Source organism: Pseudomonas sp. BMS12, from assembly GCF_001592875.1.
In the GTDB taxonomy this organism is placed as follows: domain Bacteria; phylum Pseudomonadota; class Gammaproteobacteria; order Pseudomonadales; family Pseudomonadaceae; genus Aquipseudomonas.
The window spans coordinates 259,202-285,831 of the sequence record NZ_LSOF01000006.1; the positions used below are offsets into that span (position 1 = coordinate 259,202).

The 26,630-nt window shown below is 66.1% G+C and carries 25 protein-coding genes; 8 read left to right on the forward strand and 17 right to left on the reverse strand.

The annotated features are described in order from the left end of the window. Nucleotides 1-7: 7 nt before the first annotated feature. A complete protein-coding gene (locus AYB31_RS07265) occupies nt 8-613 on the reverse strand; it encodes an arylesterase (RefSeq protein WP_068827229.1) in 606 nt (201 codons plus the stop codon). Nucleotides 614-623: 10 nt separating this feature from the next. Between AYB31_RS07265 and AYB31_RS07270 the strand changes: the two genes are divergently transcribed. From AYB31_RS07270 to greB, 3 genes are read left to right on the forward strand one after another with little or no spacing between them, the layout of a single operon-like run. Next, nucleotides 624-1,307, forward strand: coding sequence for an ABC transporter ATP-binding protein (locus AYB31_RS07270; RefSeq protein WP_068827231.1), 684 nt, complete (start codon nt 624-626; stop codon nt 1,305-1,307). Then, nucleotides 1,307-3,799: an ABC transporter permease gene (locus tag AYB31_RS07275; protein WP_068827233.1), complete on the forward strand. Its 2,493-nt coding sequence runs from the start codon at nt 1,307-1,309 to the stop codon at nt 3,797-3,799. The genes AYB31_RS07270 and AYB31_RS07275 overlap by 1 nt, the downstream gene beginning before the upstream one ends. A gap of 55 nt (nt 3,800-3,854) precedes the next feature. Further along, nucleotides 3,855-4,367 carry a transcription elongation factor GreB gene (gene greB, locus AYB31_RS07280; protein ID WP_068827235.1) on the forward strand — a complete coding sequence of 171 codons (513 nt, stop codon included), beginning with the start codon at nt 3,855-3,857 and terminating at the stop codon, nt 4,365-4,367. On the opposite strand, the gene AYB31_RS07285 is transcribed toward greB, so the two are convergent. Then, on the reverse strand, nt 4,354-4,665 hold the full coding sequence (locus tag AYB31_RS07285; RefSeq protein WP_068827237.1) for a hypothetical protein: 312 nt from the start codon (nt 4,663-4,665) through the stop codon (nt 4,354-4,356). The genes greB and AYB31_RS07285 overlap by 14 nt on opposite strands. A gap of 183 nt (nt 4,666-4,848) precedes the next feature. Between AYB31_RS07285 and thpR the strand changes: the two genes are divergently transcribed. From thpR to AYB31_RS07300, 3 genes are all read left to right on the forward strand, one after another. Continuing rightward, nucleotides 4,849-5,364 carry an RNA 2',3'-cyclic phosphodiesterase gene (gene thpR / locus AYB31_RS07290; protein WP_068827239.1) on the forward strand — a complete coding sequence of 172 codons (516 nt, stop codon included), beginning with the start codon at nt 4,849-4,851 and terminating at the stop codon, nt 5,362-5,364. A 213-nt stretch (nt 5,365-5,577) separates the two neighbouring features. After that, nucleotides 5,578-6,519, forward strand: coding sequence for a triacylglycerol lipase (locus AYB31_RS07295; protein ID WP_068827241.1), 942 nt, complete (start codon nt 5,578-5,580; stop codon nt 6,517-6,519). Between the two features lie 54 nt (nt 6,520-6,573). Continuing rightward, nucleotides 6,574-7,608 (forward strand): lipase secretion chaperone, encoded by a 1,035-nt coding sequence (locus AYB31_RS07300; protein WP_068827243.1) that lies wholly within the window; start codon nt 6,574-6,576, stop codon nt 7,606-7,608. A gap of 138 nt (nt 7,609-7,746) precedes the next feature. Here AYB31_RS07300 and AYB31_RS07305 read toward each other — a convergent pair whose 3' ends face one another. Both AYB31_RS07305 and AYB31_RS07310 read right to left on the reverse strand, forming a co-directional pair. Further along, entirely contained in the window at nt 7,747-8,181 is a 435-nt protein-coding gene (locus AYB31_RS07305; protein ID WP_068827245.1) for a DoxX family protein, read from the reverse strand. Between the two features lie 108 nt (nt 8,182-8,289). Continuing rightward, nucleotides 8,290-9,699, reverse strand: a complete 1,410-nt coding sequence (locus tag AYB31_RS07310) for a transglycosylase SLT domain-containing protein (RefSeq protein ID WP_068827247.1) — start codon at nt 9,697-9,699, stop codon at nt 8,290-8,292. Between the two features lie 229 nt (nt 9,700-9,928). Here AYB31_RS07310 and AYB31_RS07315 point away from each other — a divergent pair, with 229 nt between their 5' ends. Beyond that, on the forward strand, nt 9,929-10,738 hold the full coding sequence (locus tag AYB31_RS07315; RefSeq protein ID WP_068827249.1) for a TatD family hydrolase: 810 nt from the start codon (nt 9,929-9,931) through the stop codon (nt 10,736-10,738). Here AYB31_RS07315 and AYB31_RS07320 read toward each other — a convergent pair. The 7 genes from AYB31_RS07320 to AYB31_RS07350 all read right to left on the reverse strand — a co-directional run bounded on the left by AYB31_RS07320 (nt 10,735) and on the right by AYB31_RS07350 (nt 17,452). Next, nucleotides 10,735-11,532: an acyl-CoA thioesterase gene (locus tag AYB31_RS07320; protein WP_068827251.1), complete on the reverse strand. Its 798-nt coding sequence runs from the start codon at nt 11,530-11,532 to the stop codon at nt 10,735-10,737. The genes AYB31_RS07315 and AYB31_RS07320 overlap by 4 nt on opposite strands. Nucleotides 11,533-11,855: 323 nt before the next feature. After that, a complete protein-coding gene (locus tag AYB31_RS07325; RefSeq protein ID WP_068827253.1) occupies nt 11,856-12,617 on the reverse strand; it encodes a CHAD domain-containing protein in 762 nt (253 codons plus the stop codon). After that, nucleotides 12,614-14,611, reverse strand: coding sequence for a transglutaminase TgpA family protein (locus AYB31_RS07330; RefSeq protein WP_068827255.1), 1,998 nt, complete (start codon nt 14,609-14,611; stop codon nt 12,614-12,616). The genes AYB31_RS07325 and AYB31_RS07330 overlap by 4 nt, the downstream gene beginning before the upstream one ends. After that, complete coding sequence (locus tag AYB31_RS07335) at nt 14,608-15,558, reverse strand: DUF58 domain-containing protein (protein WP_068827257.1); 951 nt, start codon at nt 15,556-15,558, stop codon at nt 14,608-14,610. Before AYB31_RS07335 ends, AYB31_RS07330 begins: the two co-directional genes overlap by 4 nt. Beyond that, nucleotides 15,558-16,475, reverse strand: coding sequence for an AAA family ATPase (locus tag AYB31_RS07340; RefSeq protein WP_068827259.1), 918 nt, complete (start codon nt 16,473-16,475; stop codon nt 15,558-15,560). The genes AYB31_RS07335 and AYB31_RS07340 overlap by 1 nt, the downstream gene beginning before the upstream one ends. A gap of 87 nt (nt 16,476-16,562) precedes the next feature. Then, on the reverse strand, nt 16,563-17,168 hold the full coding sequence (locus AYB31_RS07345; RefSeq protein ID WP_068827313.1) for a flavin reductase family protein: 606 nt from the start codon (nt 17,166-17,168) through the stop codon (nt 16,563-16,565). 5 nt (nt 17,169-17,173) lie between these two features. Further along, nucleotides 17,174-17,452: a hypothetical protein gene (locus AYB31_RS07350; RefSeq protein ID WP_068827261.1), complete on the reverse strand. Its 279-nt coding sequence runs from the start codon at nt 17,450-17,452 to the stop codon at nt 17,174-17,176. Between the two features lie 140 nt (nt 17,453-17,592). Here AYB31_RS07350 and AYB31_RS07355 point away from each other — a divergent pair, with 140 nt between their 5' ends. Further along, the gene (locus tag AYB31_RS07355; protein ID WP_068827263.1) at nt 17,593-18,600 is read left to right on the forward strand and encodes a patatin-like phospholipase family protein; all 1,008 of its coding nucleotides are present in this window, start codon (nt 17,593-17,595) and stop codon (nt 18,598-18,600) included. A gap of 20 nt (nt 18,601-18,620) precedes the next feature. Here the strand turns inward: AYB31_RS07355 and AYB31_RS07360 are convergent, their stop codons facing one another. The 6 genes from AYB31_RS07360 to AYB31_RS07385 form a co-directional block, all read right to left on the reverse strand. Then, entirely contained in the window at nt 18,621-19,313 is a 693-nt protein-coding gene (locus AYB31_RS07360) for a response regulator (protein WP_068827265.1), read from the reverse strand. Between the two features lie 34 nt (nt 19,314-19,347). Further along, nucleotides 19,348-21,999 carry a sensor histidine kinase gene (locus tag AYB31_RS07365; protein ID WP_068827267.1) on the reverse strand — a complete coding sequence of 884 codons (2,652 nt, stop codon included), beginning with the start codon at nt 21,997-21,999 and terminating at the stop codon, nt 19,348-19,350. Then, nucleotides 21,996-22,571: a potassium-transporting ATPase subunit KdpC gene (kdpC, locus tag AYB31_RS07370; RefSeq protein ID WP_068827269.1), complete on the reverse strand. Its 576-nt coding sequence runs from the start codon at nt 22,569-22,571 to the stop codon at nt 21,996-21,998. The genes AYB31_RS07365 and kdpC overlap by 4 nt, the downstream gene beginning before the upstream one ends. Before the next feature lie 140 nt (nt 22,572-22,711). Next, nucleotides 22,712-24,784 carry a potassium-transporting ATPase subunit KdpB gene (kdpB, locus tag AYB31_RS07375; protein WP_068827271.1) on the reverse strand — a complete coding sequence of 691 codons (2,073 nt, stop codon included), beginning with the start codon at nt 24,782-24,784 and terminating at the stop codon, nt 22,712-22,714. A 12-nt stretch (nt 24,785-24,796) separates the two neighbouring features. Continuing rightward, the gene (gene kdpA, locus AYB31_RS07380; protein WP_068827274.1) at nt 24,797-26,485 is read right to left on the reverse strand and encodes a potassium-transporting ATPase subunit KdpA; all 1,689 of its coding nucleotides are present in this window, start codon (nt 26,483-26,485) and stop codon (nt 24,797-24,799) included. 8 nt (nt 26,486-26,493) lie between these two features. Next, entirely contained in the window at nt 26,494-26,586 is a 93-nt protein-coding gene (locus AYB31_RS07385; protein ID WP_061904356.1) for a potassium-transporting ATPase subunit F, read from the reverse strand. Nucleotides 26,587-26,630: the final 44 nt, after the last annotated feature.

The window sequence follows — 26,630 nt, forward strand, 5'->3', positions numbered from 1 at the left end:
GGAAGGCTCAGAGCAGCGGTTCCAGGCTTGGCCAGACATTGTCCAGCAAGCGCTGCTGCGCCGCGGCGCCCGGGTGAATGCCGTCCGCCTGCATCATCCCCGGCACACCACCGACTCCCTCGAGGAAAAACGGCACCAATGGCAGCTGCCGAGCGTTCGCCAGGTCGCTGTAGATCTTGGCGAACGCCTGGGTGTAGCGCTGCCCGTAGTTCGGTGGCAGTTGCATTCCCAGAATCAGTACCTTGGCCCCTGCCTGCTGCGACTGTTGAACCATAGACGCAAGATTCTGTTGCAATTGCGCCGGCGGCTGGCCGCGCAGGCCATCGTTGCCACCGAGTTCGAGAATGACCACTTGCGGTGAATGCCGTGCAAGCAGCGCCGGCAGGCGCGCAAGGCCACCGGCACTGGTGTCGCCACTGATCGAGGCATTCACCACCTGGTGCTGAAAACCGCCCTCCTGGAGGCGTTTTTGCAGCAGGGCGACCCAGCCCACTCGGGTATCCAGGCCCAAAGCGGCGCTGATACTATCGCCGACGACCAGCACGGTGCCGGCCAGTGCGCCCTGAGCCCACAGCAACAGTGTCAGCGCACCGCTCACCCATATCGCACGCATCGGACTCTCCATGAGCGCAAGCATTCTTTCTGCGCGGCACCTTAGCAAAGTGGTTCCCAGCACGGAAGGCGAGCTGGCCATCCTGCTGGATATCTCCTTCGACCTCGCGGGTGGCGACAGCCTGGCCATCGTCGGCAGCTCCGGTTCGGGCAAATCCACCCTGCTCGGCCTGCTTGCGGGGCTCGATCTACCCAGCTCCGGCGAAGTCGAATTGGCCGGCCATGCCCTGCATACCCTGGACGAAGACCGCCGCGCCCAGGTACGCGCGGAACAGGTCGGTTTCGTCTTCCAGTCCTTCCAGTTGCTGGACAACCTCAGCGCGCTGGAGAACGTCATGCTGCCGCTCGAACTGGAAGGTCGTGCGGATGCTCGCAAGCGTGCCGGCGAGCTCTTGCAACGAGTCGGCCTGCAGCATCGGCTCACGCACTTCCCGCGCCAGTTGTCTGGTGGTGAACAGCAGCGGGTGGCAATCGCCCGAGCCTTCGCCGCCGATCCAGCGATCCTGTTTGCCGACGAACCTACCGGCAATCTCGACAGCCATACCGGCGAGCACATCAGCGACTTGCTGTTTCAACTCAATCAGGAACGCGGCACCACCCTGGTACTGGTCACCCATGAGGAGCGCCTGGCTCATCGCTGCCGGCGCATGATCCGCCTCGACGCCGGCCGCCTGATCGACAGCGTGGAACCCTGATGAGCCCGCGCCTGCTGCCTCTGGCCTGGCGCCAGCTGCTGCGCGATGTACGTGCAGGCGAAGTGCGCGTACTGTTCTTTGCACTCCTCATCGCTGTCGCGGCCAGTACCGCCATCGGTTACTTCAGCGCACGACTGAATGGCGCGATGCTGTTGCGTGCCACCGAGTTTCTCGGCGCCGACCTGGTGCTCAGCGGCAGTTCACCGGCGACGCACGAACAGATCGAGGCTGGCCAACGTCTGGGACTGACGCATGCCCAACTGGTCGAGTTTTCCAGCGTCATCGCAACCGATCAGGGCATTCAACTGGCGAGCGTCAAGGCTGCCAGCAGCGGCTATCCCCTGCGCGGTGAGCTGAAGAGTGCCGCCGCACCCTATGCCGCCGAGCGGCCAGGTCCCGGCCCGCAGCCGGGCGAGGCCTGGGCGGAAGCCCGCCTGTTCGCCGCACTGAACCTGAAAGTTGGTGACAGCATCGAGGTCGGCAACCTACCGTTGCGCCTGACTCGGGTACTGACCCACGAGCCGGATCGGGCCGGGGACTTCTACAGCCTGACTCCGCGCGTGCTGATGCATCTGGACGACCTGGCCGCGACCGACGTGGTCCAGCCTGGCAGCCGGGTGCGCTACCGTGAACTCTGGCGCGGCGCTGCCCAAGCACTGGCCAGCTACCGGCAGGCCGTGGAAAAGGACAAGGCACCACACCAGCGCCTGGAAGACGCCCGCGACGGCAATCGCCAGATCGGTGGCGCCCTTGGCCGCGCCGAGCGCTATCTGAACCTGGCCAGCCTGGCGGCGGTGCTCCTCGCGGGCGTGGCCGTGGCACTTTCGGCCAGCCGTTTTGCCGTGCGCCATTTTGATACCGGCGCTCTGCTGCGCTGCCTGGGCCTCTCGCGGCGCCAGACCCTGAGCCTGTTCAGCCTGCAACTGGCCATGCTCGGCCTGCTCGCCTGTGTCTCCGGCGCGCTGCTGGGCTGGGTTGGCCAACTGGTGCTATTCAAGCTGCTGCACGGCCTACTGCCTCCGGGCGTGCCAGTCGGTGGGCTCTTGCCGGCGCTGGCTGGCATTGCCGTCGGCCTGGTCGCCCTGGCCGGTTTCGCGCTCCCGCCACTGGCCGCGCTCGGGCGCGTACCGCCATTGCGTGTACTGCGCCGTGACCTGCTGCCCGTCCCGCCCAGCTCCTGGCTGGTATATGGGGCGGCGTTGCTCGCCCTGGCCCTGATCATGTGGCGCCTGAGCCTGGACCTGAAGCTGACCCTGGCACTGCTTGGCGGCGGCCTGCTCGCCACCCTGTTGCTCGGCGGCTTGCTCCTGCTCGGCCTCCGGGGCATGCGGCGCCTGCTCGCACGCGCCGCCCTACCCTGGCGCCTGGGTCTGGGGCAACTGTTACGCCATCCACTGGCCGCCGCCGGGCAATCGCTGGCCTTCGGTCTGATCCTCATGTCCATGGCGCTGATCGCCCTGTTGCGTGGCGAACTGCTGGACACCTGGCAGAATCAGTTGCCCGAGCAAGCGCCCAATCATTTCGCGCTCAACGTGCTGCCCGCCGAGAAGGAGGCTTTCGCCGCGCACCTCGCCACCCTGGCGCCGCAGACGCTGCCGCTCTACCCGGTAGTAGCCGGACGCCTGGTGCTGATCAACGGCGAGCCGGTGCAGGGCATAGCCAGCAAGGAAAGCCAGGGCGAACGAGCCATCCAGCGCGACCTCAGCCTGACCTGGGCCGCTGACCTGCCGGAAGGCAACCAGGTATTGGCTGGCCACTGGTGGCAAGCTGAACGAGGTGATGGACTACCGGGCGTATCGGTGGAGTCGCGACTCGCCGAAAGCCTTGGCCTGAAGCTGGGCGACAGGCTCACCTTCAATGTCGGCGGCCTCGAACAGGAAGCCCAGGTCAGCAGCCTGCGCAAGGTCGAATGGGACAGCTTCCAGCCGAACTTCTACATGATCTTCCAGCCGGGCACCCTGCAAGACCTGCCCGCTACCTACCTGACCAGCTTCTATCTGCCGCCACACAGCGAGCAGCAGCTGGTGGAACTGGCGCGTGCCTTCCCTGCGGTCACTCTGCTGCAGGTCGAGGCGCTGCTGGAGCAACTGCGCAGCATCATGGCGCAGGTCAGCCTGGCCGTTGAGTATGTCCTGCTGTTCGTGCTCGCCGCCGGCCTGGCGGTGCTGTTTGCCGGCCTGCAGGCGACCCTCGACGAACGCCTGCGCCAGGGCGCCTTGCTCCGCGCCCTTGGCGCCGAGCGGCGCCTGCTGCTCAAGGCCCGACGTGCAGAGTTCGGTCTGCTCGGCGCAGCCAGCGGCCTGCTGGCTGCACTCGGCTGCGAACTGGCGAGTTTCCTGCTGTATCGCTATGCCCTGGAGCTGCAGTGGCAACCGCACCCCTGGTTGCTGGTACTGCCGCTGATCGGCGCCCTGCTGGTTGGCGCGGCAGGCATCTGGGGCACGCGCCGAGCGCTGAACGCCTCGCCGCTGACCGTGCTGCGCGAGATCTGATCATGTCCGCGCTGTCATTGCTAGAATGCTCGGCCGTCCACTACTTGCCAGCACCATGAGCCGCTATCGTCCACCTCGCACCGCCGGAACCCCGCTGATCACGCCCGAAGGCGAAGCTCGCCTGCGCGCCGAGCTGCACGAGCTGTGGCATGTACGGCGCCCCCAGGTAACCCAGGCGGTGAGCGAAGCGGCCGCGCTCGGCGACCGTTCGGAGAACGCCGAGTACATCTACGGCAAGAAGATGCTGCGCGAGATCGACAGCCGGGTGCGTTTCCTCACCAAGCGCCTGGAGAGTCTCAAGGTCGTGGACAGCCGCCCATCCGATCCGAACAAGGTCTACTTCGGTGCCTGGGTAACCCTGGAGGACGACGACGGAGCAGAAACCCGCTACCGCATCGTCGGCCCGGACGAACTGGATCTCAAGCAAGGCCTGATCAGCATCGACTCGCCGCTGGCCCGCGCCCTGGTCGGCAAGGCCCTGGATGCCGAAGTCCTGGTGCAGACGCCCGGCGGCGAGCAGGCGTTCTACATCACCGCCATCGACTACCCGACCTTCAACGCAGGTTGATCAGGCCCTGACGGGCAACCCGCAGCAGTTGACCGATCAACTCATCGCGCACCGGCGCGGCCTCCGGGCCGACCACCACCAGATCGAAACTGTCGTTGGGCAGGCGCGCGAGCTCCTGAGCCTGCGGACTGGCAAAGCGGATGAGGAAATTACGCGCCGCCGGCCAATGCTTGGGCCAGCCTTCCAGGTTCTTCAACAAGTTCGGCTGATGGCTGCCGACCAGCAGCACATGGGGATGGCGATTGACCGCAGCATGCGGCAAGGGGGAAAAATGCAGATGGGCGCGTGGGCAGCTCATGGGAATGCAGTCTCAGCCTCATAGTCCGGCTGGACTGCGGTGAGAGGCGACACCGGCCAGCGCTTTAGCGGTATTCGCCCAACCGGGCAGCGCCCCGCAAGTTGCTCTTAAATCGGCGCTATGGGGTGCGATGCTAAAAATGCCGGCACCGCTCTGTCAAGCCGCCTGCAGCCAGGAGAACCGATGTCCGAGAAACTGCGCCTGTTCTTTGCCCTGCCCGTGCCTGAGCCGCTGGCGGCACATATTGCCGATTGGCGCCAGCAACTGGCCTGCGACGGGGCCTTGGTGCACCCAGAAGACCTGCACCTGACCCTGGTGTTTCTCGGCAGTCAACCCGCGGCCCGCCTGCCTGAGCTGCAGGCGTTGACCTCGCAACTACGCGGCGAGCAGGCGTTCGAACTGCAACTCGACCAACTTGGTTGCTGGCGCGGCGGCTTGCTACACCTTGCACCAAGCCAACCACCCACCGCGTTGCTGAGGTTGCAACGCAACCTGCAGGACCAGCTGACACAGGCAGGTTTCACCCGCGAAGAGCGCGGCTACCGCCCACACCTGAGCCTGGCCAGACAGGCGCAGGCACCCACCGCGGGCGAGGCCTTTCAGTTCACCTGGCGCGTAGACAGTTTCGCCCTGTTCAGCTCTCAGTTCGTGACGATCGGCCCCCGTTACCGGCTGATCGACACCTGGCCACTGCACTGACTGTTTCCCCCAGTAACACCCCCTGATCGATTCCTAAGACCAGTCTCTGCGGGGCTTGCGTCGCAAACGCCCGTTTAGAGCTGTCGTTCTAATTTTGCGCTTTATGGCATAGATCCTGCCCTGCATCAGCCAGCTGAAGTTTCGCCCCAGGATGGGCGCGGATGGCTGAACACAGGGACGGCCCACTGCCTATTCACCGTTCGAGAGCACAACATGAATAACAAGAAGACTCTGCTCGCCCTCTGTGTCGGTTCCAGCCTGCTGTTGTCCGGCCAGGCCGAGGCCGGCCTGTTCGGCTCCACCGGCTACACCAAGACCAAATACCCGATCGTCCTGACCCACGGCATGCTCGGCTTCGACAGCATCCTCGGCATCGATTACTGGTACGGCATTCCCTCCGCGCTGCGCTCCGATGGCGCCAGCGTGTACATCACCGAAGTCAGCCAGCTGAACACCTCCGAACTGCGCGGCGAAGAGCTGCTCGAACAGGTCGAGGAAATCGCCGCCATCAGCGGCAAGGGCAAGGTCAACCTGGTTGGCCACAGTCACGGCGGCCCGACCGTGCGCTACGTCGCCGCCATCAGGCCGGATCTGGTCGCCTCGGTCACCAGTGTCGGCGCGCCGCACAAGGGTTCGGACACCGCCGATTTCCTGCGCCAGATCCCGCCAGGCTCGGCCGGGGAAGCGCTGCTCGCCGGCATCGTCAATGGCCTGGGGGCACTGATCAACTTCCTTTCCGGCAGCTCCAGCACCTCGCCGCAGAACGCCCTGGGCTCGCTCGAATCGCTGAACAGCCAGGGCGCCGCTGTGTTCAACGCCAAGTACCCGCAGGGTATCCCGACCAGTGCCTGCGGCGAGGGTGCCTACAAGGTCAACGGTGTCAGCTATTACTCCTGGAGTGGCACCAGCCCGCTGACCAACTTCCTCGACGTCAGCGACCTGCTGCTGGGCGCCAGCTCCCTGACCTTCGACGAAGCCAACGACGGCCTGGTCGGGCGCTGCAGCTCGCACCTGGGCAAGGTGATCCGCGACAACTACCGGATGAACCACCTCGACGAGGTCAACCAGACCTTCGGCCTGACCAGCCTGTTCGAGACCGACCCGGTCACCGTGTATCGCCAACAGGCCAACCGCCTCAAGCAAGCCGGCCTGTGAGCCAGCCATCGGGGCCTAAGGGCCCCGATCACTTTTCAGCCGCAGAGTCATGCCGTGAACAAACCACTACTGATTGCCGCGCCTTTGCTAATCGGCGCCAGTATCGCCGCTACCTTCTATTTCAATCCGCTCGAACCCGGCGCAGCCCCCAATAGCGAGGCTGGTGTCACCCTACCCCAAACCGATGCATCGACTCAGGTAGCGACAGCACGGCCGGAATACCGCGCAACACCTGCGCAAGCCGCGGCCAGCGCGCCACTGCCGCCCTCCTTTGCCGGTACTCAGGTCGATGGCCAATTTCGCCTGGATGCCGCCGGCAACCTGCTCGTCAGCATGGATATCCGGCGCATCTTCGATTACTTCCTCAGCGCCTATGGCGAAGAAAGCCTGAAGGCCAGTCTGGCCAGACTGCAGTCTTATATCCGCAACCAGTTGCAGGAACCGGCACAGAGCCAGGCCCTGGCACTGCTCGCGCAATACCTCGACTACAAGCGGCAGCTGGTGCAACTGGAGAAGGACCTGCCACAGATGGCCAGCCTGGATGCCATGCGCCAGCGCGAACAGGCCGTGCAGGCGCTGCGGGCCGGCCTGTTCAGCCCTGAGGCACACCAGGCGTTCTTCGGCCAGGAAGAGGCCTACAACCAGTTCACCCTGCAGCGCCTGGCCATCCGTCACGACAGCAGCCTCAGTGACCAGCAGAAAGCCGAGGCCCTGGATCAGCTGCGTGCTGGCCTTCCGGAGGACATGCAGGAGCTGCTGGTACCGCAACTGCAAAGCGAACTACGCCAGCAAACTGCCGCCCTGCAGGCCAGTGGCGCCAGCAGCGAGCAGATCCGCCAACTGCGACTGCAGCTGGTCGGGGCCGAAGCCACTGGCCGCCTGGAGGCCCTCGATCGTCAGCGCCAGCAGTGGCAACAGCGCCTCAGCGATTACCGCCAGGCGAAAGCCAAGCTGGAAGCCAACGGCGGTCTCAGTGAGACCGACCGTCAGGCTGCGCTGCAACGTCTTGCCGCGGAGCGTTTCGACGAACGCGAGCGGCTGCGCCTGGATGCCGCCGAGCAGCTGGCACTGGCCAAGGAGAAACCCTGATTTTCAGCGTAGAGCGAGAGCGCCTCGAAGCGACCTGGGGCGCGTACTGGCGCCCCAGCAACGAAAACGCCGCGACCCTGCAAGAGAGTCGCGGCGTTGTCTTGAGTACAGAGCGCTGCTGCGCTGCGTGCCCTGAAATCAGCGGGCGATGATGCGATCCAGCGACAGCTTGCCGGCACCCTCAACCATCAGCACAGCGCTGATCAGACCGAGGATCATGGCGTACTCGAAGCCGTTATTGGTGATGAAGAAGCCATTGGCCCAATGCACCGCGAACATGGCCACCAGCATGGATACCAGCAGCGACAACGCCGCCGGGCGCACCAGCAGGCCGACCACCAGAGCCAGGCCGCCGAAGAACTCGGCGCTGCCGGCCAGGGCCGCCATCAGGTAGCCGGGAGTGATGCCGATGCTTTCCATCCACTGGCCCACGCCTTCCAGGCCGTAACCGCCGAACCAGCCGAACAGTTTCTGCGAGCCGTGGGCGGCGAAGGTCAGGCCGGTGACCACCCGCAGCAGGGTGATGCCGTAGCCGGCGTTGGAAGACATCAGGGATTTGATCAGGTTGCTCATGTGCCAGGTCCTTTATAGGTGTGAGGTGTTGGTGAGGCACATACTATTCGAATTTATGGATGCTAAAAGCGCAATTTAACGCTAATTAAAATCGAATAATTCGATCGCTTACTGCCGCGACTTCGCCTGCGTGGGCTCCAGCAGAAAACGCTCACGATCATAGGCAATGTAGTACTTGTTCACGCTGTTGACATAGCTGACCACGCCCAACCCCATCTTCTCCATGGCCACCCGCTCTACCTGGAAGAACCACTGGTTTGGATTGAGTCCACGCCTGCGAGCCTCCGCACGCAGGCTCTGCACCCGCTGTGGCCCCATGTTGTAGGCGGCGAGGATAAAGGCCCGACGCTCGCTATCGGCTATCTGCCGGCTGGCGAAGAATTCGCGACGAATCCGCGCGATGTAGCGAGTCGCGGCCAGCACGTTGTTGTCCAACACCTGGATATTGCCGACACCCACACTGCGCGCTGCACCTGGAGTGACCTGCATCAGGCCGGTGGCCCCGGACGCCCCGCGCGCAGCTGGATTGAGGGTGGACTCCTTGTAGGCCATCGCCGCCAGTTGCAGCCAGTCCAGGTCCTGTTGCTCGCCGTGCTTCTGCAGCACCGCGCGCACTCGCTCCAGGCGTCGACGATCCGCCTGGTTCAGCGGATTACGCACCTTGTAGGAGCGTCGATAGACCCGCTGGAATGCCGAGTCCTGATCGTCCGGCACCCGGTAGCTACTGAGAAAACGGTCGACACTGGCGCGCAGCATCGGCGCATCGCGGCGCACGAACCAGCTCATGTCGCCCGCCTTGCTCAGCACCAGATGGCGTTCGATGCGCAGCCTGGGCATGACCTTGAGCCAGCGTTCGGCAATCGGCAGCTCCACGGCAGTCCAGGGGTAGATTCCGGCCTGCACCATTTCCAGCACATCCTCGACCGCCAGGCTGCTATCCGCCCACTCCACCACGATCGGCGGCTGCTTGCGTTGCGCCAGGCGCTGGTTGACCTCGCGCAACGCCTCGCCGGCAGCACTACCCAGCGGCAGCACCAGGCTGCGCCCGGCCATGTCGTCGAGCTTGCGGTAATGCCGGTTGTTGCGATTGCCCACCACCACCAGCGGCACATTGCTGCGGATTGCCTGACTGGCACTGATCCCCAAGCCAGGGTGCACATCGAGCAGCTCGCCGGGGGCCACCACGTCGCCCTCGCCCTTTTGCAGGGCTGCCAGCAGCTGGTCCTTGGCTTTCGGGATGATCTTCATGCGCAGGCTGCGACCATCGCGGGCATTGCGGTTGAGGTATTGCTCGAAGGCGCGCAGGCGGTGGTATTCGACGCCGATGACCTGTCCCTTGACCTCGCCGGAGCTGTTGCGGCTCTGGTTGACCAATACACGCAACTCACCACTCTTACGAATCTGCGCCAGGTCGCGCTGCGTGCTCGGCGCCGGCGCATGCCCGCCCAGACCGCTGAGGCGGGCGTGGGCCGGCAACACCGCCAGGCAGCAGAGTAGAAACAGCAGCGCGCGGGTCATCCGGCCTCCGGGTAGTGCCGGGTCATGCTGCGACCCGAGCGACTGAGAGCGTCCCGGCGACAGATGGTTCCTGCGCGCGGGGCGCGGAGCCTCGCACACGGCGCTTCAAATGGCCAGCCCATGCTGACAAGTGACATCAACAGACATACATAAGCATCTGTATTTAATGAATTTATTATCGAAACACGAGCTCTGCTATGCTGCCCAGCCAGGCCAGTGAGGTAGCACCATGCAACTCATCGACATCGGCGTCAATCTGACCCACCCCAGCCTTGCGCGGGAGCGTGACGCGGTACTCGCCCGTGCCCGCGATGCCGGCGTGCGCCAACTGGTACTCACCGGCACCAGTCTGGAGGAAAGCGAGAACGCCCTGAACTTCTGCCGCGAGCTGGATGAAGCGGGCGACACCCTGTTCAGCACCGCCGGCGTTCACCCTCACGATGCCAGCCAATGGACTGCCGACAGCGCGCGCCAGCTACGTGCCCTACTCGTCGAAGGTCCCGTATGCGCCGTGGGTGAATGCGGGCTGGACTTCAATCGCGACTTCTCGCCGCGCCCGCAACAGGAGAAGGCCCTGGAAGAGCAGCTGGCCCTGGCGGTGGAACTGCAGCTTCCGGTGTTCCTCCATGAGCGTGAAGCCGGCGAGCGTCTGAGCGCCATCCTCCGCCAGTTCCGCGACCAGTTGCCCGCCGCCGTGGTGCACTGCTTCACCGGCGAGAAGGACAGCCTCTATGCCTATCTGGACCTCGACCTGCATATCGGCATCACCGGCTGGATCTGCGACGAGCGCCGGGGCACCCACCTGCATCCGCTGATGCGCGATATCCCTGCCGGCCGCCTGATGCTGGAGAGCGACGCTCCCTACCTGCTGCCGCGTAGCCTGCGGCCGAAACCGAAGAGCGGGCACAACGAGCCGGCCTTTCTCGGTGAAGTCTTGCGTGAAGTGGCACTGCACAGAGGCGAAAGCCCGGAAACCGTGGCCGCACATACGACAGCTACGGCCCGGGCCTTCTTCGATCTGCCGCTGGTCGAGGCTTAGTCAAACACCGTGGTGGTTTGCCGGCTCAGCGCCAGCAACTGACCGTCCTTCGTCCACAGGCGCGCGGCGATATGGCCGTAGCCGTCGAGGGCATGTTCGATCTCGGCCTGGTACAGGCACCAGTCGTGAGTGGTCAGGCTCGGCAGCGGGTGCACGAATTCGATGGTCCAGGTCAGCGAGCTGCCAGGCGCGGGCGCCTTGAGGTAGGACAACACGGCCGGCGGCCAGGCATCCACCAGGGCCAGCAGGTGGGTCTCGCTGACCTTGTCATGACTCACGTCACTGCGCAGCCGTACCCAGCCGCCCATGTGGCGCGACGGCGTGTTGCTGAACGGCATGCCGCCCTGCCCCCAGCGCATGGCCAGGAAGCGGGTAAATTCGGGGGTGACATCCTTGATGTAGGGCAGTTCCTGGCATTCCTCCACGGCTTTCATCGCCGGCGCCGGCTCGGCCTCGACGCGCACCGCAGACACCCGCGAGGCGCCGAAACTGCCCTGGGCCATGGCCACCATGCTACCGTTCTGCACGACTCGCCCCAGCACCTGGCTGACCGACTTGCCCTCGCGCAGCACTTCCACCTCGAAGGCCGCAGCCTCGCCCATCAGCATGGGCCCGACAAAGGTGATGGACAGCGAACGCACCGGGCGCCCGGCCGGCACCTTGAGGCGCATGGCCTCATACAACATGGCAGCCACCAGGCCGCCGAAGGTCGCGCGGCCCTGGCCCCACAAGGGCGGAACAACGACATGCTGCGGACGGGTATGCACCGCGTGGATCAGTTCAGCGAAGGTCATGCGCAATCTCCTTTCATGCAGCCTCAAGCTTAGAGAAAAGCATGTGCCAGCGGGAGAGACTATGCGGCCAAATCAGCGCCGATATGGCCACCCATACGGCTCTGCAATGGGGCTCGGAACCTGATCACGCTCTCGCGAGCTAGAGAAAAAAGCAAAAGTGACTGAGGAACGCACTGGGCTCGCATTCGACTTTAGGGGTGGTAAATGAGCATGACTCGCTCCGCTCCCCCTTCGGACCACGCTAAGCGCGTTAGCAGCAAGCTGCTTGCCGAAGTCACTTTTAACGCAGTTTTTCCGATGCGCAGCAGATCGTGAATAGGTTCTCAGGGGAAATGTCGGGCCAGCTTCTGCAGACAGGCATCGGCCTGCTGCTCGGCGGTGACGAGACAAGTGCGCCAGTACTCGGCGCAAGGCGCCAGGTCCGCCTCGCTCTGCACTCGCAGCAACCACTGCAGATGGTCGTGCCAGTCGCCCAGCGCGCCCTGGGCTTCGCGCAGGGCCTGCAGCGCATCCGCGCTCAACTCGGCATATGCAGGCCAGGCTTCGGCGCAGTAACGCAGGCGTTTGATCAGCAAGCGCAGGCGATGACGATCTGGCTCCGGCACGCGCAGCGCTTCGCCCAGCTTGCGCGCCTGCCGAGCCAGGTCACGCTCGACTCGTTTGCCGCTGACCAGCCACTTGCCATCGCGCTGGGCATCGCGGCAATCCTGCGGCCATTCGTCCAGACGAATCTGCAGGCGCTGCAGCGGCACGCCGGCCAAGAGCTGGCTGTAACCCTCGGTGCGCTCGGCGAGACGGCGCTGGGCCGCTGCAGCCTGACCGCGCAGCTGTAATTCAGCCGCCAGCACCTCCAGGTCGCGCAGCGGGCCACTGGCCCGGCCCAGCGCGCCAGCGGCCTGCTCCAATGCCGCGCACAAGGGGTCTTTGCGTAGCGGGCGCAGCAAGCTGCGCAGACGCCGCACCGCGATGCGCAAATCGTGCAGTGCTTCGTCGTCGGTATGCGCCTGCATCCTTGCGCAACAGGCATAGAGGCGCACCTGCTGCGCGATGATGCGTTTCTGCAGCGCGGAGCTCAAAGCGTTCATCCGTCACTCCTTTTCAGCGGACGCCAGGGCAGCTCCCGGCGCAAGCGCTGCAAGCTGGCGCGTATTTGTTCGGGCGCAGAACCTGCGCCGCCATAGCGCTGCGCCTCGAAGGCCCTGGCGAAAGCCTCAAGTGCCTGGGCCTGGCGCGGCAGCAATGCCGCCGCACGAGCGGCGAAGTCGCGTACGCCCTCGCCCTTGCCTCGACGCAGGCCATGGCGCGCCAGCAATGACTCGAAGCGGCGCAACTGGCGCTGCTGGGGATCGCGCTCACGACGCCAGGGCTTGAACAACCATAGCGCCAGCAGACCCAGCAGCGTCCCACCGCCGCCCACCATCACCAGCGCCAGACGCTGCCAGTCGAGCGTACCGAACCAGCGTTGCAGTAGCCCCAGCTGCTGCTCGCTGCGATAACCGAGGACCCAGCGCTGCCAGTTGTAGTTGACGCTGTCCCAGGCCAAACGCAACTCGTTGAGCCACGCCAGGTCGCGGTAACGCAGGGGCGAGAATGGCGAATCCTCGAGAAAACTATCCTCCTCGGCCAGGGCCTCCTCCAGCCCCAGCACAATGCGTTCCGGCGCCACCTGGAAGGTTGGGTCGACACTGCTCCAGCCGCGGCCTTCCTGCCAATATTCGACCCAGGCGTGTGCATCGTACTGACGCACCGCAAGGTAATTGCCGGACTGGTTGAACTCACCGCCCTGGTAGCCGGCGACCACCCGCGCCGGGATACCCGCCGCGCGCAGGACGAAGGTCATCGCACCCGCATAGTGCGCGCAGAACCCCCGGCGAGTACGGAAGAGGAACTCGTCGATGCTGTCCAGGCCCACCGGCGGCGGCTTGAGGGTGTAGACATAGGGCTGCTGGTTGAAGTGCCGCAGCAGGGCCGCCACCAGCGCCTGGGTATCGCTGCCATGCTCCCGGCGTAATTGTGCGGCCCACTGGCGACTGCGCGGGTCGCCACCTTCCGGCAGTTGCAGGCTGCGCCGCAGCACCGGCGCCGGCAGCTGCGGCTCGCGCAGCGCAGCTGGCCAGGACTGCACCTCATACATCAGGTTCTGCAGCACCGGGCGCGGTTGCTCCAGGCGGAAGTCGCCCATCTGCCGAACGCCCGGCAGGCTGCTCAAGCCAACATCCAGGGCGAACAGCCAGGGCTTGCCGCTGGGTTGCATGATGATGCTGTAGGACAGCGGTTCCCCTTGCCTGCGCCACTGCGGCGCGCCCTGCTGCTGGGCGCCCCAGGACTGCGACCAGCGCCGCCCATCGAAGTGTTCCAGGGTCAGGGCGCGCCAATAGAGCTCGCTGCGTGGTGGTGGCGGGCCGTCGAAACTGGCCCGAAAGGCCAGCGCCGCCGAGCGGCTGAGCTCGGCCACGTCGGCCGGCGCCATGCTGTCGGACAATCCGGTGAGCCCACGCTGCGGGTTGGGCAGGCTCCACAGCGGCCCCAGGCGCGGAAACAGCAGGAACAGCAGCAGCATCAACGGCAGCGCCTGCAACATCATCGCGCCGGCCAGTTTGATGGTGGCGAGCGGGCGCGCAGACAAGCTGCTCTGTTGCAAGCCGATCAAGGCCGCCAGCAAGGCGGTGATCGGCAGCAGGCTGTACAGCGCAGCCAGCAGGCTGTCGTCGAACAGATAGGCGACCACCACCACGAAGAAGCCGAGGAAGATCAGCACCAGTGCGTCACGCCGGCTGCGCAGTTCCACCAGTTTGAGGATGAAGGCAGCCACCAGCAGCACGGCGCCGGCATCCAGACCGATCAGGCTGCCTCGCGAGAGGAACACCCCGGCAGCCGTAACCGCCATCAACCCAGCCCGCTCCAGGCCATTGGGGAAGCGCGCACGCATGCGGAACACCTGGATGCGCCAGCCGGCGCAGAACAGCCAGAGCGCGGCGATCCAGGGCGGCAGATGCAGCAGGTGCGGCAGGATCACCAGCACCTGGGCTACCAGCAGCCAGGTCAGGGCGATACGCGGGATGGCCGGTAGCGCGCTCATCGCCGCTCACCATAGAGCGCCAGCGCCCGCAGGCAGGCCTCGCGATGGCCCTCGCCATAGTCCGGTGCCAGCTCGCAGCCGGGCAGGCGCAGGCCGTAGGGCTGCTGGCGGGTATCCAGTTGCAGCACCCAGTGGCACAGGCGCGACAGACGCTCCTCGGCGTCGCCACCAAGGGCCTGGAAATCCAGCCACAGATCACGCCCGCTTAGGGCGGCGAAGTCCTTGACCAGCAGGCCCTGACCGCGCGAGAAGGCTTTCCAGTGCAGGCGCCGCTTCGAGTCTCCGGGCTGGTAGCTGCGCAGGCCCTGATAGTCGTCGGCGCCCTGGCCGCTGGCGCGGCGCCCCTCCTCCTCGGCATCTTCGCCCGCGCCGCTGGCCAGCGGCAGATCGCCCGCCAGCGGACGGGGATAGACCAGCACGCTCTGGTCCAGGTCGACCCAGCTCCAGGCCACCAGAATGCCCAGTGGGAAATGACTCTCCACCCGCATGCGCTCCGCGCGCAGCCAGCCGCGGCGCAGCGCCGGCAGGCCGAGCTCGCATTCACGCTCGCTACCAGGCGGCACGTCCAGCGTCTGCAGGGGTTGGCCAGGCCAGCCCAGGGCAATGGCCTGGTGGGCATGCTCGGCGCTTTCCAGGCGCACGCGAAAACGTGCCTGTTCGCCGGCGAACACCGCGCCGCTGGCGCCCGCCTTGAGAATCAGCCCGCTGAAATTGCGGTAGGTGTGCAGGATGGCGATGACGAAGATCGCCGCCAGCAGAAAGGTCAGCCCATAGGCCAGGCTATTCTCGTAGTTGATGGCGGCCAGCAGCATCAGCACCAGCAGCACCGTGAAGGCCGCGCCGACCCGGTCCGGCATGATGAAGATGCGCCGCTGGTTCAGCTGCACCTGCGCCGCCGCCGGAATCCGCCGGGCGACCCAGCGCCGCCAGCGCGTCTTGAGGCTCATCAGACCGCCGACACTTCGCGCAGCAGCCACTGCACCAGGGTGCCGCCGCCATGCCCGGCCGGGTCCGCACGCTCGCGCAGGCGGTGGCCGACTACCGCCGGCAGCACCGCCTGCACATCCTCGGGAATCACATAGTCGCGGTTGGCCAGGAAGGCCCAGGCCCGCGCTGCCGCCAGCAGTGCCAGGCTGGCCCGTGGCGACAGGCCCCAGGCGAACTGCGGCTCGCTGCGAGTGGCCTCGACCAGGCGCAGCACGTAGTCCACCAGCGCATCGCTGGTACGCACCTGTGGAATCAGCGCCTGGATGGCCGCCAACTCGGCATGGTTGAGCACGGGCTCCAGGCGCGGCAGCAGATCGCGCCGGGCCTCGCCCAGCAGCAGGGACTTCTCCGCCGCGCGCGCCGGGTAGCCCAGCGACAGGCGCATGAGAAAACGATCCAGCTGCGATTCCGGCAGGGCGAAGGTGCCGCCGGAACTGACCGGGTTCTGCGTGGCGATGACGAAGAACGGCTCCGGCAGCGGCCGGGTAGCGCCCTCGATGGTCACCTGGCCCTCCTCCATGGCTTCGAGCAGTGCGCTCTGGCTCTTCGGCGTGGCCCGGTTGATCTCGTCGGCCAGCACCAGCTCGGCGAAGATCGGTCCGGGGTGAAAGACGAACTGTCCGCTGTCCTTGTCGAACACCGAGGTACCGAGAATGTCGCCGGGCAGCAGGTCCGAGGTGAACTGGATGCGCTGGAAACTCAAGCCCAGCACCCGCGCCAGGGCCTGGCTGAGGGTGGTCTTGCCCATACCGGGCAAGTCCTCGATGAGCAAATGACCGCGCGCCAGCAGGCAGGTCAGGGCCAGACGCACCTGCTGATCCTTGCCCAACAGCACCTGGTTGATCGCATCCAGACAGGCATCCATCTTCTGCCGCATCGCAGCTCTCCAGCAGGGGAAAACTCCGATGCTACTGGTCTGCGCCGAGCAGGCAAAGCGCGCTGCAATCTTTGCTCACGAAGCCACTCAGGGACGGGCCATCTCGAAGCCGTCCCGCGTCCGGCAGTAACCGCTTCCGCCCAGGCGACCGATCAGATCCAGACGCTGCGGATCGATGCGCCCACGCTGGTCGAGCACCGCGTCGTCGATATGCGCCAACAGAACCTCGGCGAAGATCAGATGGCAGCTCGGGTCCTGCGCCGGGTAGGCCTGGATCTGCGCCACTCGGCATTCGAAAGCCACGGGCGCAGCGGCCACCCGCAGGGGCGCCACACGGCTGCTGGGCAGGCTGGCAATGGCGCAATGCTGGAATTCGCTGATACCCGGCGCCAGGGTCGCCGAGCTGGCGTTCATCGCCTCGGCCTGGGCAAAGTCGACCAGCTGGATGACCAGTTCGCCGGTTTCCTGAACGTTGCGCAGGGTGTCCTTGAGGCTGCCGTCATCACGCAGGTTGACGTTGACCATCAGAGTCGGCGGGCGATCGCTGATCACCTGAAAGAAGCTGAACGGTGCCAGGTTGTCGACGCCTGCGGCCGAGCGAGTTGAAACCCAGGCGATGGGCCGTGGCGTGACACTGGAAGCCAGCCAGCGATAGGCCTCCAGGGGCGTTAGCGAGGAAAAATCGAGCTGCATGTCGGTCAACGTCCCGCGCGGGATTCACGGATATAGAAGCGTGCCTTTTCCGAATCCTCGGTGCAGCTCTGATAACCCTCGAACTGCTGCGAGGTCTTGGCCGTAGTCAGCAGCGCCAGCGCCTTGGAATAACTCACGGTACCGGCGAATCCCTCGGCCTTGGCGATGTCCAATTCACGCCAGGCGGCATCCAGCTGATTGGCGCAGCTGTCACGGTAGGCGGTCTTGCCGGCACAACCGACCAGGGCAAGCGACAGCAGAGCCAGGGTGGCGATTCTTGTCATGGGTTATCTCCTGAGAGTGGGGTCGCTGCTTTGATCCAGCGTATCCGGCAAAGTGCCGGCACGCTGGCGATTCTAGCAGTACGTCCTTGGCGCATCCGATCTGGGCGGGTATGTTCGAGGTGTTTTCCGGGGGATATGCAATGAGCAAGCGAGTGGCACTGGTACTGGGCTCCGGTGGGGCGCGCGGTTATGCGCACATCGGCGTGATCGAGGAGCTGGAAGCCCGAGGCTATGAGATCGGTTGTGTTGCCGGTTGCTCCATGGGCGCGGTGGTCGGCGGCATCTACGCGGCAGGCAAACTGCAGGAGTACCGCGAGTGGACCGAGAGCCTGGACTACCTGGACGTGCTGCGCCTGCTCGATGTCAGCTTCCGCCTCGGCGCCATTCGCGGCGAAAAGGTGTTCGGCAAGATCCACGAGATAGTCGGTGAGATCGATATCGAGGACCTGGCCATTCCCTACACGGCAGTCGCCACCGACCTGAGCAACCAGCAGGAAATCTGGTTCCAGGAAGGCTGCCTGCACAAGGCCATGCGCGCCTCGGCGGCCATTCCCAGCCTGTTCACTCCGGTCATCCAGGGCAGCCGCATGCTGGTCGACGGCGGCCTGCTCAACCCGCTGCCGATCGTGCCTGTCGTGTCCAGCCACTGCGACCTCATCGTTGCGGTCAACCTCAACTCCCTGAACCAGAAGCAGTACCAGCTGCCGGTGATCGAGCGGCCGGCGGCAATCAAGGGCAAGATCGACCAGCTGATGGGCTCGCTCAGCACCCGCCTGCCCTTCCTGCGCCGCGAGACGGACGAAGAAGAGGAAGGTGAAGCGCTGGTGGCCGTGGACAACCCCTGGATCGAGCCGAGCCAGCCCAAGAAGCCCGCCGAGCCGGAAAGCGCGCCCAAGTCTGCGAGCGACTCACAGGTCATCGGCAACGTCGGCCCGGCCTCGCTGCTGGAGCTGATCAACCAGAGCTTCGAGACCATGCAGACCTCGCTGGCGCAGTACAAGATCGCCGGCTACCCACCGGACATCCTGATTAACGTACCCAAGCGCGCCTGCCGCTTCTTCGAATTCCACAAGGCGCCGGAGCTGATCATGCTCGGCCGGCAGATCGCCAGCGATACCCTGGACAAGTACGAGCACGACCATCTCTAGAGGGTGCGCTGCGGGCCAGCCTACAACTCGCGCAGTCGGTAGCCGACGCCGGCCTCGGTGAGGATAAAGCGTGGTGCGGTGGGGTCATCACCGAGTTTCTGCCGCAGATGGCCAACCACAACGCGCAGGTAGTGGCTATCCTCAACATGGCTCGGCCCCCAGACCTCCTTGAGCAACTGCTGCTGCGTGACCACCCGGCCGAGGTGGCGGGCGAGCATGGCCAGCACGGCGTATTCCTTGCGCGTCAGTGCTACCTCCACGCCGTCCAGGCTGACCCGCCGATAGGCGAAGTCCAGACTCAGCGGACCACTGCTGACCACCACCGCCTGCTGCTCGCCCGAGCCGGCCTGGCGTAGCAGCACGCGCACCCGGGCAAGAAACTCCTGGATGCCGAAGGGTTTGGTCACGTAGTCGTTGGCGCCGCCATCCAGGGCCAGCACCTTCTCGCCTTCGCTGGCTCGCACCGAGAGCACCAGCACCGGCACCTGCGACCACTCGCGCAATTCGCGCAGCACCTGCTGACCATCCATGTCCGGCAGGCCGAGGTCGAGCACCACCAAATCCGGCTTGCCCAGCGCGGCCTGGGCCAGGCCCTCGGCGCCATTGGCGCCTTCCAGCACCTTGTAACCCTGAGCCGCCAGGCTGATGCGCAGGAACTTGCGAATCTGCGCTTCGTCGTCGATCACCAGCAGGGTCGCTTGATTACTCGTCATATCACTCGTTCACTCAGCTCGCGCCGGATGCGCCCTACTCTTCTTCCGCCAGCGGCTGCGGGTGCAATGGCAGATGCAGGATCAGGCTAGCACCGCGCCCATCCAGGCCCTCGCCCACGCTGACCCGCCCGCCGTGGGCGCCGAGCATACCCTGGCAGATCGCCAGGCCCAGGCCGGTGCCCTGGCCGCCGCGATCACCTCGCGCCGCCGTATAGAACATATCGAAGATCTTTTCCCGCTCATGCTCGGGTATGCCCGGCCCCTGGTCGCTGACGACAAAGCGCAACTCTTCACCGTCCGCCTCCACCGCCACGCGCAGGCGCCCCTGGCTCGGCGAGAAACGCGCGGCATTCTCCAGCACATTGACCAGCGCCTGCTCAATCAACGCCGCATGCACATAGAGCAGCGGCAACTCGGCCGGCAGCGCGGTCTCGACCTGCAGCGGCGCCAGCACCGGGTGCAGGCGCTGCAAGGCGCTGGCCACTATATCGGCCGGCGCCACCCAGTCGCGCGCCAGCTTGAGGCCACCATGCCCCAGACGGGTCATGTCCAGCAGGTTCTGGATATAGCGGTCGAGGCGCTCGGCTTCGTCGCGGGTGCCTTCCAGCAGCTCGCGGCGGTCGGCCAGAGGAATCTGTTCGCCGAGGGCCAGCAGGCTGTCGATCGAACCGCGCATGGCGGTCAGCGGCGTGCGCAGGTCGTGTGACACCGAGGCGAGCAACGCGCTGCGCAGCTCTTCGGTCTGCCCGTGCAGGCGCGCCGCCTCAAGCTCCGCGGCCAGCTGCGCACGCTCCAGGGCCTGGGCCAGGCGCTGACCGAGGGCGCCGACCAGACGACGCTGCTCGGGACTCAACGGCCGCTCGTCCCTGGGGGACACGCCGAGCAGTGCCAACGGTCCTTCCCCGCTGGTCAAGGGCCACCACCACCAGCGCCCGTTCGGCAGCGTGCCGGTACCCAGGCCCGCAGGCTGCTCGTGCTGCCAGGCCCAGTCGGCGGCGGCACGCTCCTGTTCGGTGAGCAGGCGCTGGACACCCGCTTCGACCTTCCACACGCCGTCACGGCTGCGTGACAGCAGGCTTATCTCCAGATCGCCCCACTGGCCGAACTGCTGCATGGCGGCGGCCAGCACCGCCTGGCGGTCGGTGGCGGCGGTCAGCTTGCGCGACAGTTCGAGCAGCGCCGTGGTTTCCGCCTGATTGCGCCGTAGCGCCTGCAGCTGGCGGCGCTGACGGCTGGCCAGGTTGCCGGTCAGGCCGGCCATCATCAGGAAGAACAGCAGGGTCAGCACGTCCTCCTGGCGCTCGATGGTCAGCGTCCAGGTCGGCGGGATGAACAGGAAGTTGTAGGCCAGGAACGACAGCCCAGCACAGGCCAGTGCCGGGCCAAGACTGCTGCGCACCGCCACCACCAGCACGGCGGCGAGAAACACCAGGGAGATATTCGGCAGGGCCAGCACTCGCGACAGACCGAAGGCGATCAGGCTGGCCACCGCGGTGGCCAACAGGGCTACCAGGTAATCGCCCCAGGCGCCGGGAACATGGGTTGCGGCACGAGTCGGGCGCTGCTCGGCTTCGGTGTCCAGCACACTGATTTCCAGGCCGCTGCCCAGACTCAGCAAGCGTTCGGCCAGGCCGCGACCGAGGCGCCAGCGCCGGCGCAGACGGGTGCGGCTACGGCCGACCAGAATCAGGCCGGCACGGCGCTCGCGGGCATGCTCGACCAAAGAGTCGGCCACCGAGCCACCGCGCAGCAACACCACTTCCCCCCCCAGGCGCTCGGCCAGTTGCTGGGCGGCCTGCAGGTTGCCAAGGCGTTCCTCGTCGCGTTCGCCGCCGGTGTCCACATGTACCACCGACCAAGGCATGTGCCGGCGCTCGGCGACCCGGCTGGCATGCCGCACCAGGCGCTCGGCCTGGGCGTCGCCGTCGATGCCGAGCAGCAGGCGACCGCGCACGCTCGGCGCCTCCTGGCCCTGCTGGCGATAACGGCGGTTGAGGTCGGCATCGACCCGCGCTGCCGCGGTCTGCATGGCCAGCTCACGCAGCGCGGTGAGGTTGGTCTGGCTGAAGAAGGCGTCGATGGCCGCGCGCGCCTGCTCCGGCACATACACCTTGCCGTCGCGCAGGCGTTCGAGCAGCTCGCGTGGCGGCAGGTCGATCAGCAGAATCTCGTCGGCCTCCTGCAGTACCCAGTCCGGCAGGGTCTCGCGCACCTGTACGCCGGTGATGTCGCGCACCTGGTCGTTGAGGCTCTCCAGGTGCTGGACGTTGACCGTGGTGTAGACGTCGATGCCGGCGTCGAGCAGTTCCTGCACGTCCTGCCAGCGCTTGGCGTGACGGCTGCCGGGGACGTTGCTGTGGGCCAGCTCGTCGACCAATACCAGTCGGGGTGGGTTGGCCAAGAGGCCGTCGAGGTCCATCTCGGCCAGGGGCATGCCGCGATAATCCAGATGCCGCAGTGGCTGCTGCGGCAGGCCGGCGAGCATGGCCTCGGTCTCGGCACGGCCATGGGTCTCGACCACGCCGGCGCGCAGGTCGACGCCCTGGCGCAGCTGCGCCTGCGCCGCCTGCAGCATGGCGAAGGTCTTGCCCACGCCGGGTGCCGCGCCGAGGAAGACTTTCAGCCGGCCGCGCCCCTCGTGGGGCATCTCGGCCAGCAAGGCATCGGCGCGTTGCGCGTCACTCATGGAGCGTTCTCGTTACCTGCGAAGGCGCGATTGTCCGCCAGCGCTAGATTCAGCGCCAGCACGTTGACCACCGCCGGGCCGACCAGGGGCCGCTCGGTATGCTGCTCGACCAGGCGTTCCAGGCTGGCGCTCGGCAGGCCACGTGCCGCCGCGATCCTCCCGATCTGAAAGTGCGCCGCCTGCGGCGACAGGTGCGGGTCGAGGCCGCTACCGGAGGTGGTAACCAGTTGCATGGGTACCGGCCCCGCCTCTTCACCCTGCAGGCGCTTGGCATCCGTGGCGATGCGCTCGGCCAGGGCCGGGTTGCTCGGCGCCAGGTTGCTGGCGCCGCTGGCCACGGTGGCGAAATCAGCGGCCGACGGCCGCGGCTCGAACCACTGGTCGCCCTTGAAGTTCTGCGCCAACAGCGCGCTGCCGCGCACCTCACCCTGGGCGTCGTGCACCAGGCTGCCACCTGCCTGTTCGGGGAAAGCCAGCTGGGCCACGCCGGTGACGCTCAGCGGATAGGCCACGCCGGTGATCAGGGTCATCAGGCCCAGCATGGCGATGGCCGGGCGGAATTGTTTAAGCATGATGGTTCTCCGAATTCTCAGGTTTACACCGAATCAGTCCCCTCTCCCATTTATGGGAGAGGGTTAGGGAGAGGGCTTCTGTGTGCCATTACCCTATCCCCCAGCCCCTCTCCCGCAAGCGGGAGAGGGGAGAAAAATCACTACACCAACCCCACTGCCGCCAGCAGCGCATCTATCAGCTTGATCCCGACAAAGGGTGCGAGGATGCCACCCAGGCCGTAGATCAGCAGGTTGCGCCGCAGCAGGCTGGCCGCGTCCAGCGCCTTGACCCGCACCCCGCGCAGGGCCAGGGGGATCAGCGCGATGATGATCAACGCGTTGAACACAATGGCCGAGAGGATGGCGCTCTGCGGGCTGTGCAGCTGCATGACGTTGAGCGCGCCGAGCTGCGGGTAGATGCCGGCGAACAGCGCCGGGAGGATGGCGAAGTACTTGGCCACGTCGTTGGCCACCGAGAAGGTGGTCAGCGCGCCGCGGGTCACCAGCAGCTCCTTGCCCACCTGCACCACGTCCAGCAGCTTGGTCGGGTCCGAATCCAGGTCGACCAGGTTGGCGGCCTCGCGGGCGGCCTGGGTGCCGTCGTTCATCGCCAGGCCGACGTCGGCCTGGGCCAGCGCCGGGGCGTCGTTGGCGCCGTCGCCGCACATGGCGACCATCTTGCCCTCGGCCTGCTCGCTGCGGATACGCTGCAGCTTCTTCTCCGGCGTGGCCTCGGCGATCAGGTCATCCACGCCGGCCTCGGCGGCGATGGCCGCCGCGGTCAGCGGGTTGTCGCCGGTCACCATCACGGTGCGGATGCCCATGGCGCGCAGTTCGGCGAAACGTTCGCGGATGCCCGGCTTGACCACGTCCTTGAGATGGATGGCACCGAGCAGCTGGCCGTCGCCGGCCACCAGCAGCGGCGTGCCACCGCTCTGGGCGATCTTCTCCACCTCGCGGGCCAGCGGCGCCGGCATCTCCTCGCGGCTCAGGCCGAGGTAGCGCAGCACCGCATCCACGGCACCCTTGCGGTAGCTGTGGCCGTTCCAGTCGACACCGGACAGACGGGTCTCGGCGCTAAAGGCGATAGCACGAACCTCCTGGCGCACCGGTTCCTGCAGGCTGGTCAGCGGGCGCAGGTATTCGACGATGGACTTGCCTTCCGGGGTGTCGTCAGCCAGCGAAGCCAGCAGCGCCGCCTCCGACAGTTCCTTGCCGTTGACGCCCGGCGCCTTGATCACCGCGCTGCAGCGGCGGTTGCCGAAGGTGATGGTGCCGGTCTTGTCCAGCAGCAGCACGTGCACGTCTCCCGCCGCCTCCACCGCGCGGCCGGACTTGGCGATCACGTTGAGGCGCACCAGGCGGTCCATGCCGGCGATGCCGATGGCCGACAGCAGCCCACCGATGGTGGTCGGGATCAACGTCACCAGCAGCGCGGCCAGGTACACCAGCGGCAGGTCGCCGCCGGCATAGCGGGCAAACGGCTGCAGGGTGGCCACCACCAGCAGGAAGATCAGGGTCAGGCCGATCAGCAGGATGTCCAGCGCCACCTCGTTCGGCGTCTTCTGCCGCTTGGCACCTTCGACCAGGGCGATCATGCGGTCCAGCGTCGACTCGCCCGGGTTGGCGGTGATCTGCACCAGCAGCCAGTCGGACACCACGCGGGTGTTGCCGGTGACCGCCGAGCGGTCGCCGCCGGACTCGCGAATCACCGGCGCGGACTCACCGGTGATGGCCGCCTCGTTGACCGCGGCGATGCCTTCGATCACCTCGCCGTCGCCGGGGATCAGCTCGCCGGCCTCGACGCGCACGATGTCGCCACGGCGCAGCTGGCTGGCGGCGACCACCTGGAACTGTTCACCGGTCTTGCGCCGCGCGGTCAGGCCCTGGCTGCCGGCCTTGAGGCTGTCGGCGCGGGCCTTGCCGCGCCCTTCGGCCAGGGCCTCGGCGAAGTTGGCGAAGAGCACGGTGAACCACAGCCACAGGGCGACCTGCACGGCCAGGCCGGTGGAGACCGCCCCCGCTCCTGGTTGAGCAGAGGGCACGAAGCACAGCACCGTGGTGAGGATGGCGGTGATCTCCACCACCAGCATCACCGGCGAGCGCAGCAGCTGGCGCGGATCGAGTTTGACGAAGGCCTGCTTGAGCGCCGGCTGCCATAGCGCGGAAAAGCTGGTTTTGGTTTGAGATTTTGCAGTCTTGGCGCTGTTCTGCGCCTGTACAGGGGCATTCATGATGGTTCTCCCTTAGAACGCCAGGTGTTCGGCCAGCGGGCCCAGGGCCAGCGCCGGCAGGAAGGTCAGGCCGCCGACCAGCAGGATGGTCAGTACCAGCAGGATGACGAACAGCGGGCCGTGGGTCGGGAAGCTGTTGCCGTCCACCGGTGCACGTCGCTTCGCCGCCAGGCTACCGGCGATGGCAAGGATCGGCAGGATGTAGCCGAAGCGGCCGATCAACATGGCCAGGCCGATCATCAGGTTGTGGTACGGGGTGCCCGCGCCGAAGCCGGCGAAGGCCGAGCCGTTGTTGGCGGTACCCGAGGTGTAGGCATACAGCGCCTGGCTCAAACCGTGGGCGCCCGGATTGCTGATGGAGGCCGCCGGGCCACCCAGGCTCACCGCCAGGGCGCAGAACACCAGTACGCCAATCGGCATCACCAGCAGAGTGGCGACCAGCAGACGGACTTCCTTGGCTTCCAGCTTCTTGCCCAGGTATTCCGGGGTGCGACCGATCATCAGGCCGGCGAGGAACACCGCGATCAGGACGAACAGCAGCATGCCGTAGAGGCCGGCGCCGACGCCGCCAAAGATCACCTCGCCGAGCATCATGTTGAACATCGGCACCAGCCCGCCGATGGCGCTGAAGCTGTCGTGCATGGCGTTGACCGAGCCGTTGGAGGCAGCCGTGGTGGCCGTCGCCCAGAGCGCCGAGGCGGTGGTGCCGAAGCGCGCCTCCTTGCCTTCCAGCGAACCGCTCTGCTCGATCGGCAGGCTGGCCAGGGCCGGGTTGGGCTGCGATTCGGCCCACAGGGTGACGGCGAAACCGACGACGAACAGGATCAGCATGCTGGCCAGGATGGCGCGGCTCTGGCGCAGGTCCTTGACGTAGTGGCCGAAGGTGAACACCAGGGCGGCCGGGATCAGCAGGATCGCCGCGCACTCGAACAGGTTGCTCCAGGCATTCGGATTCTCGAGCGGGTGCGCCGAGTTCACGCCGAAGAAGCCACCACCGTTGGTGCCGAGCTGCTTGATGGCGATCTGGCTGGCGGCCGGGCCGAGCGGAATGCTCTGGTCGGCGCCGAGCAGGGTCTTGGCCTGCACATAGTCCATGAAACTCTGCGGCACGCCCTGCCAGACCAGGAAGATGGCCAGCGGCACGCACAACGGCAGCAGCACGTAGAGCACGGCGCGGGTCACATCGACCCAGAAGTTGCCGATGCCATTGCTCGACTTGCGTGCGATGCCACGGGCGAAGGCCACCAGGATGGCCAGGCCGACTGCCGGGCTGACGAAGTTCTGCACACCCAGGCCGACCATCTGGCTGAAGTAGCTCAGCTGCGCCTCGCCGCTATAGGCCTGCCAGTTGGTGTTGGTGACGAAGCTCACCGCGGTGTTGAACGCCAGGGTCCACTCCAGGCCCGGTAGCTGCTGCGGATTGAGCGGCAGCAGTTGCTGCAGCATGAGGATGGTGAACAGCACCACCAGGCTTACGGCACTGAAGGCCAGCAGCGCCAGGCTGTAGGTCTTCCAATCCTGATCGCGCTCAGGGTCGACTCCGGACACGCGGTAGCACAGGCGCTCCAACGGTTGCAGCACGGGGCTCAGCAGGTTGCGTTTGCCCTCCATGGCGTTGAAGAAGTAGCGGCCGAGGAAGGGGGCCGGCACCAGTACCAGCACGAAGAAGGCCAGAATCAGCCAGTAGTCTTGGACTTGCATGGGGCCTCCTAGCTCTGCCGTCCGGCGCGCAGCAGCGCAACCAGCAAATAAATGAAAAGCCCCAGGGCCAGGCCCAGGGACACCCCGTCGAGAATGCTCATGTTTATGCTCCGTTATGCGGTCTGCACCGCCTTGCGAGCATTCT

Bases quoted from the DNA above. Each gene is read 5' to 3' on its own strand.
- AYB31_RS07265 (WP_068827229.1), bottom strand. From the start codon at position 613: ATGCGTGCGATATGGGTGAGCGGTGCGCTGACACTGTTGCTGTGGGCT.
- AYB31_RS07270 (WP_068827231.1), top strand. From the start codon at position 624: ATGAGCGCAAGCATTCTTTCTGCGCGGCACCTTAGCAAAGTGGTTCCC.
- AYB31_RS07275 (WP_068827233.1), top strand. From the start codon at position 1,307: ATGAGCCCGCGCCTGCTGCCTCTGGCCTGGCGCCAGCTGCTGCGCGAT.
- greB (WP_068827235.1), top strand. From the start codon at position 3,855: ATGAGCCGCTATCGTCCACCTCGCACCGCCGGAACCCCGCTGATCACG.
- AYB31_RS07285 (WP_068827237.1), bottom strand. From the start codon at position 4,665: ATGAGCTGCCCACGCGCCCATCTGCATTTTTCCCCCTTGCCGCATGCT.
- thpR (WP_068827239.1), top strand. From the start codon at position 4,849: ATGTCCGAGAAACTGCGCCTGTTCTTTGCCCTGCCCGTGCCTGAGCCG.
- AYB31_RS07295 (WP_068827241.1), top strand. From the start codon at position 5,578: ATGAATAACAAGAAGACTCTGCTCGCCCTCTGTGTCGGTTCCAGCCTG.
- AYB31_RS07305 (WP_068827245.1), bottom strand. From the start codon at position 8,181: ATGAGCAACCTGATCAAATCCCTGATGTCTTCCAACGCCGGCTACGGC.
- AYB31_RS07310 (WP_068827247.1), bottom strand. From the start codon at position 9,699: ATGACCCGCGCGCTGCTGTTTCTACTCTGCTGCCTGGCGGTGTTGCCG.
- AYB31_RS07315 (WP_068827249.1), top strand. From the start codon at position 9,929: ATGCAACTCATCGACATCGGCGTCAATCTGACCCACCCCAGCCTTGCG.
- AYB31_RS07320 (WP_068827251.1), bottom strand. From the start codon at position 11,532: ATGACCTTCGCTGAACTGATCCACGCGGTGCATACCCGTCCGCAGCAT.
- AYB31_RS07325 (WP_068827253.1), bottom strand. From the start codon at position 12,617: ATGAACGCTTTGAGCTCCGCGCTGCAGAAACGCATCATCGCGCAGCAG.
- AYB31_RS07330 (WP_068827255.1), bottom strand. From the start codon at position 14,611: ATGAGCGCGCTACCGGCCATCCCGCGTATCGCCCTGACCTGGCTGCTG.
- AYB31_RS07335 (WP_068827257.1), bottom strand. From the start codon at position 15,558: ATGAGCCTCAAGACGCGCTGGCGGCGCTGGGTCGCCCGGCGGATTCCG.
- AYB31_RS07340 (WP_068827259.1), bottom strand. From the start codon at position 16,475: ATGCGGCAGAAGATGGATGCCTGTCTGGATGCGATCAACCAGGTGCTG.
- AYB31_RS07345 (WP_068827313.1), bottom strand. From the start codon at position 17,168: ATGCAGCTCGATTTTTCCTCGCTAACGCCCCTGGAGGCCTATCGCTGG.
- AYB31_RS07350 (WP_068827261.1), bottom strand. From the start codon at position 17,452: ATGACAAGAATCGCCACCCTGGCTCTGCTGTCGCTTGCCCTGGTCGGT.
- AYB31_RS07355 (WP_068827263.1), top strand. From the start codon at position 17,593: ATGAGCAAGCGAGTGGCACTGGTACTGGGCTCCGGTGGGGCGCGCGGT.
- AYB31_RS07360 (WP_068827265.1), bottom strand. From the start codon at position 19,313: ATGACGAGTAATCAAGCGACCCTGCTGGTGATCGACGACGAAGCGCAG.
- AYB31_RS07365 (WP_068827267.1), bottom strand. From the start codon at position 21,999: ATGAGTGACGCGCAACGCGCCGATGCCTTGCTGGCCGAGATGCCCCAC.
- kdpC (WP_068827269.1), bottom strand. From the start codon at position 22,571: ATGCTTAAACAATTCCGCCCGGCCATCGCCATGCTGGGCCTGATGACC.
- kdpB (WP_068827271.1), bottom strand. From the start codon at position 24,784: ATGAATGCCCCTGTACAGGCGCAGAACAGCGCCAAGACTGCAAAATCT.
- kdpA (WP_068827274.1), bottom strand. From the start codon at position 26,485: ATGCAAGTCCAAGACTACTGGCTGATTCTGGCCTTCTTCGTGCTGGTA.
- AYB31_RS07385 (WP_061904356.1), bottom strand. From the start codon at position 26,586: ATGAGCATTCTCGACGGGGTGTCCCTGGGCCTGGCCCTGGGGCTTTTC.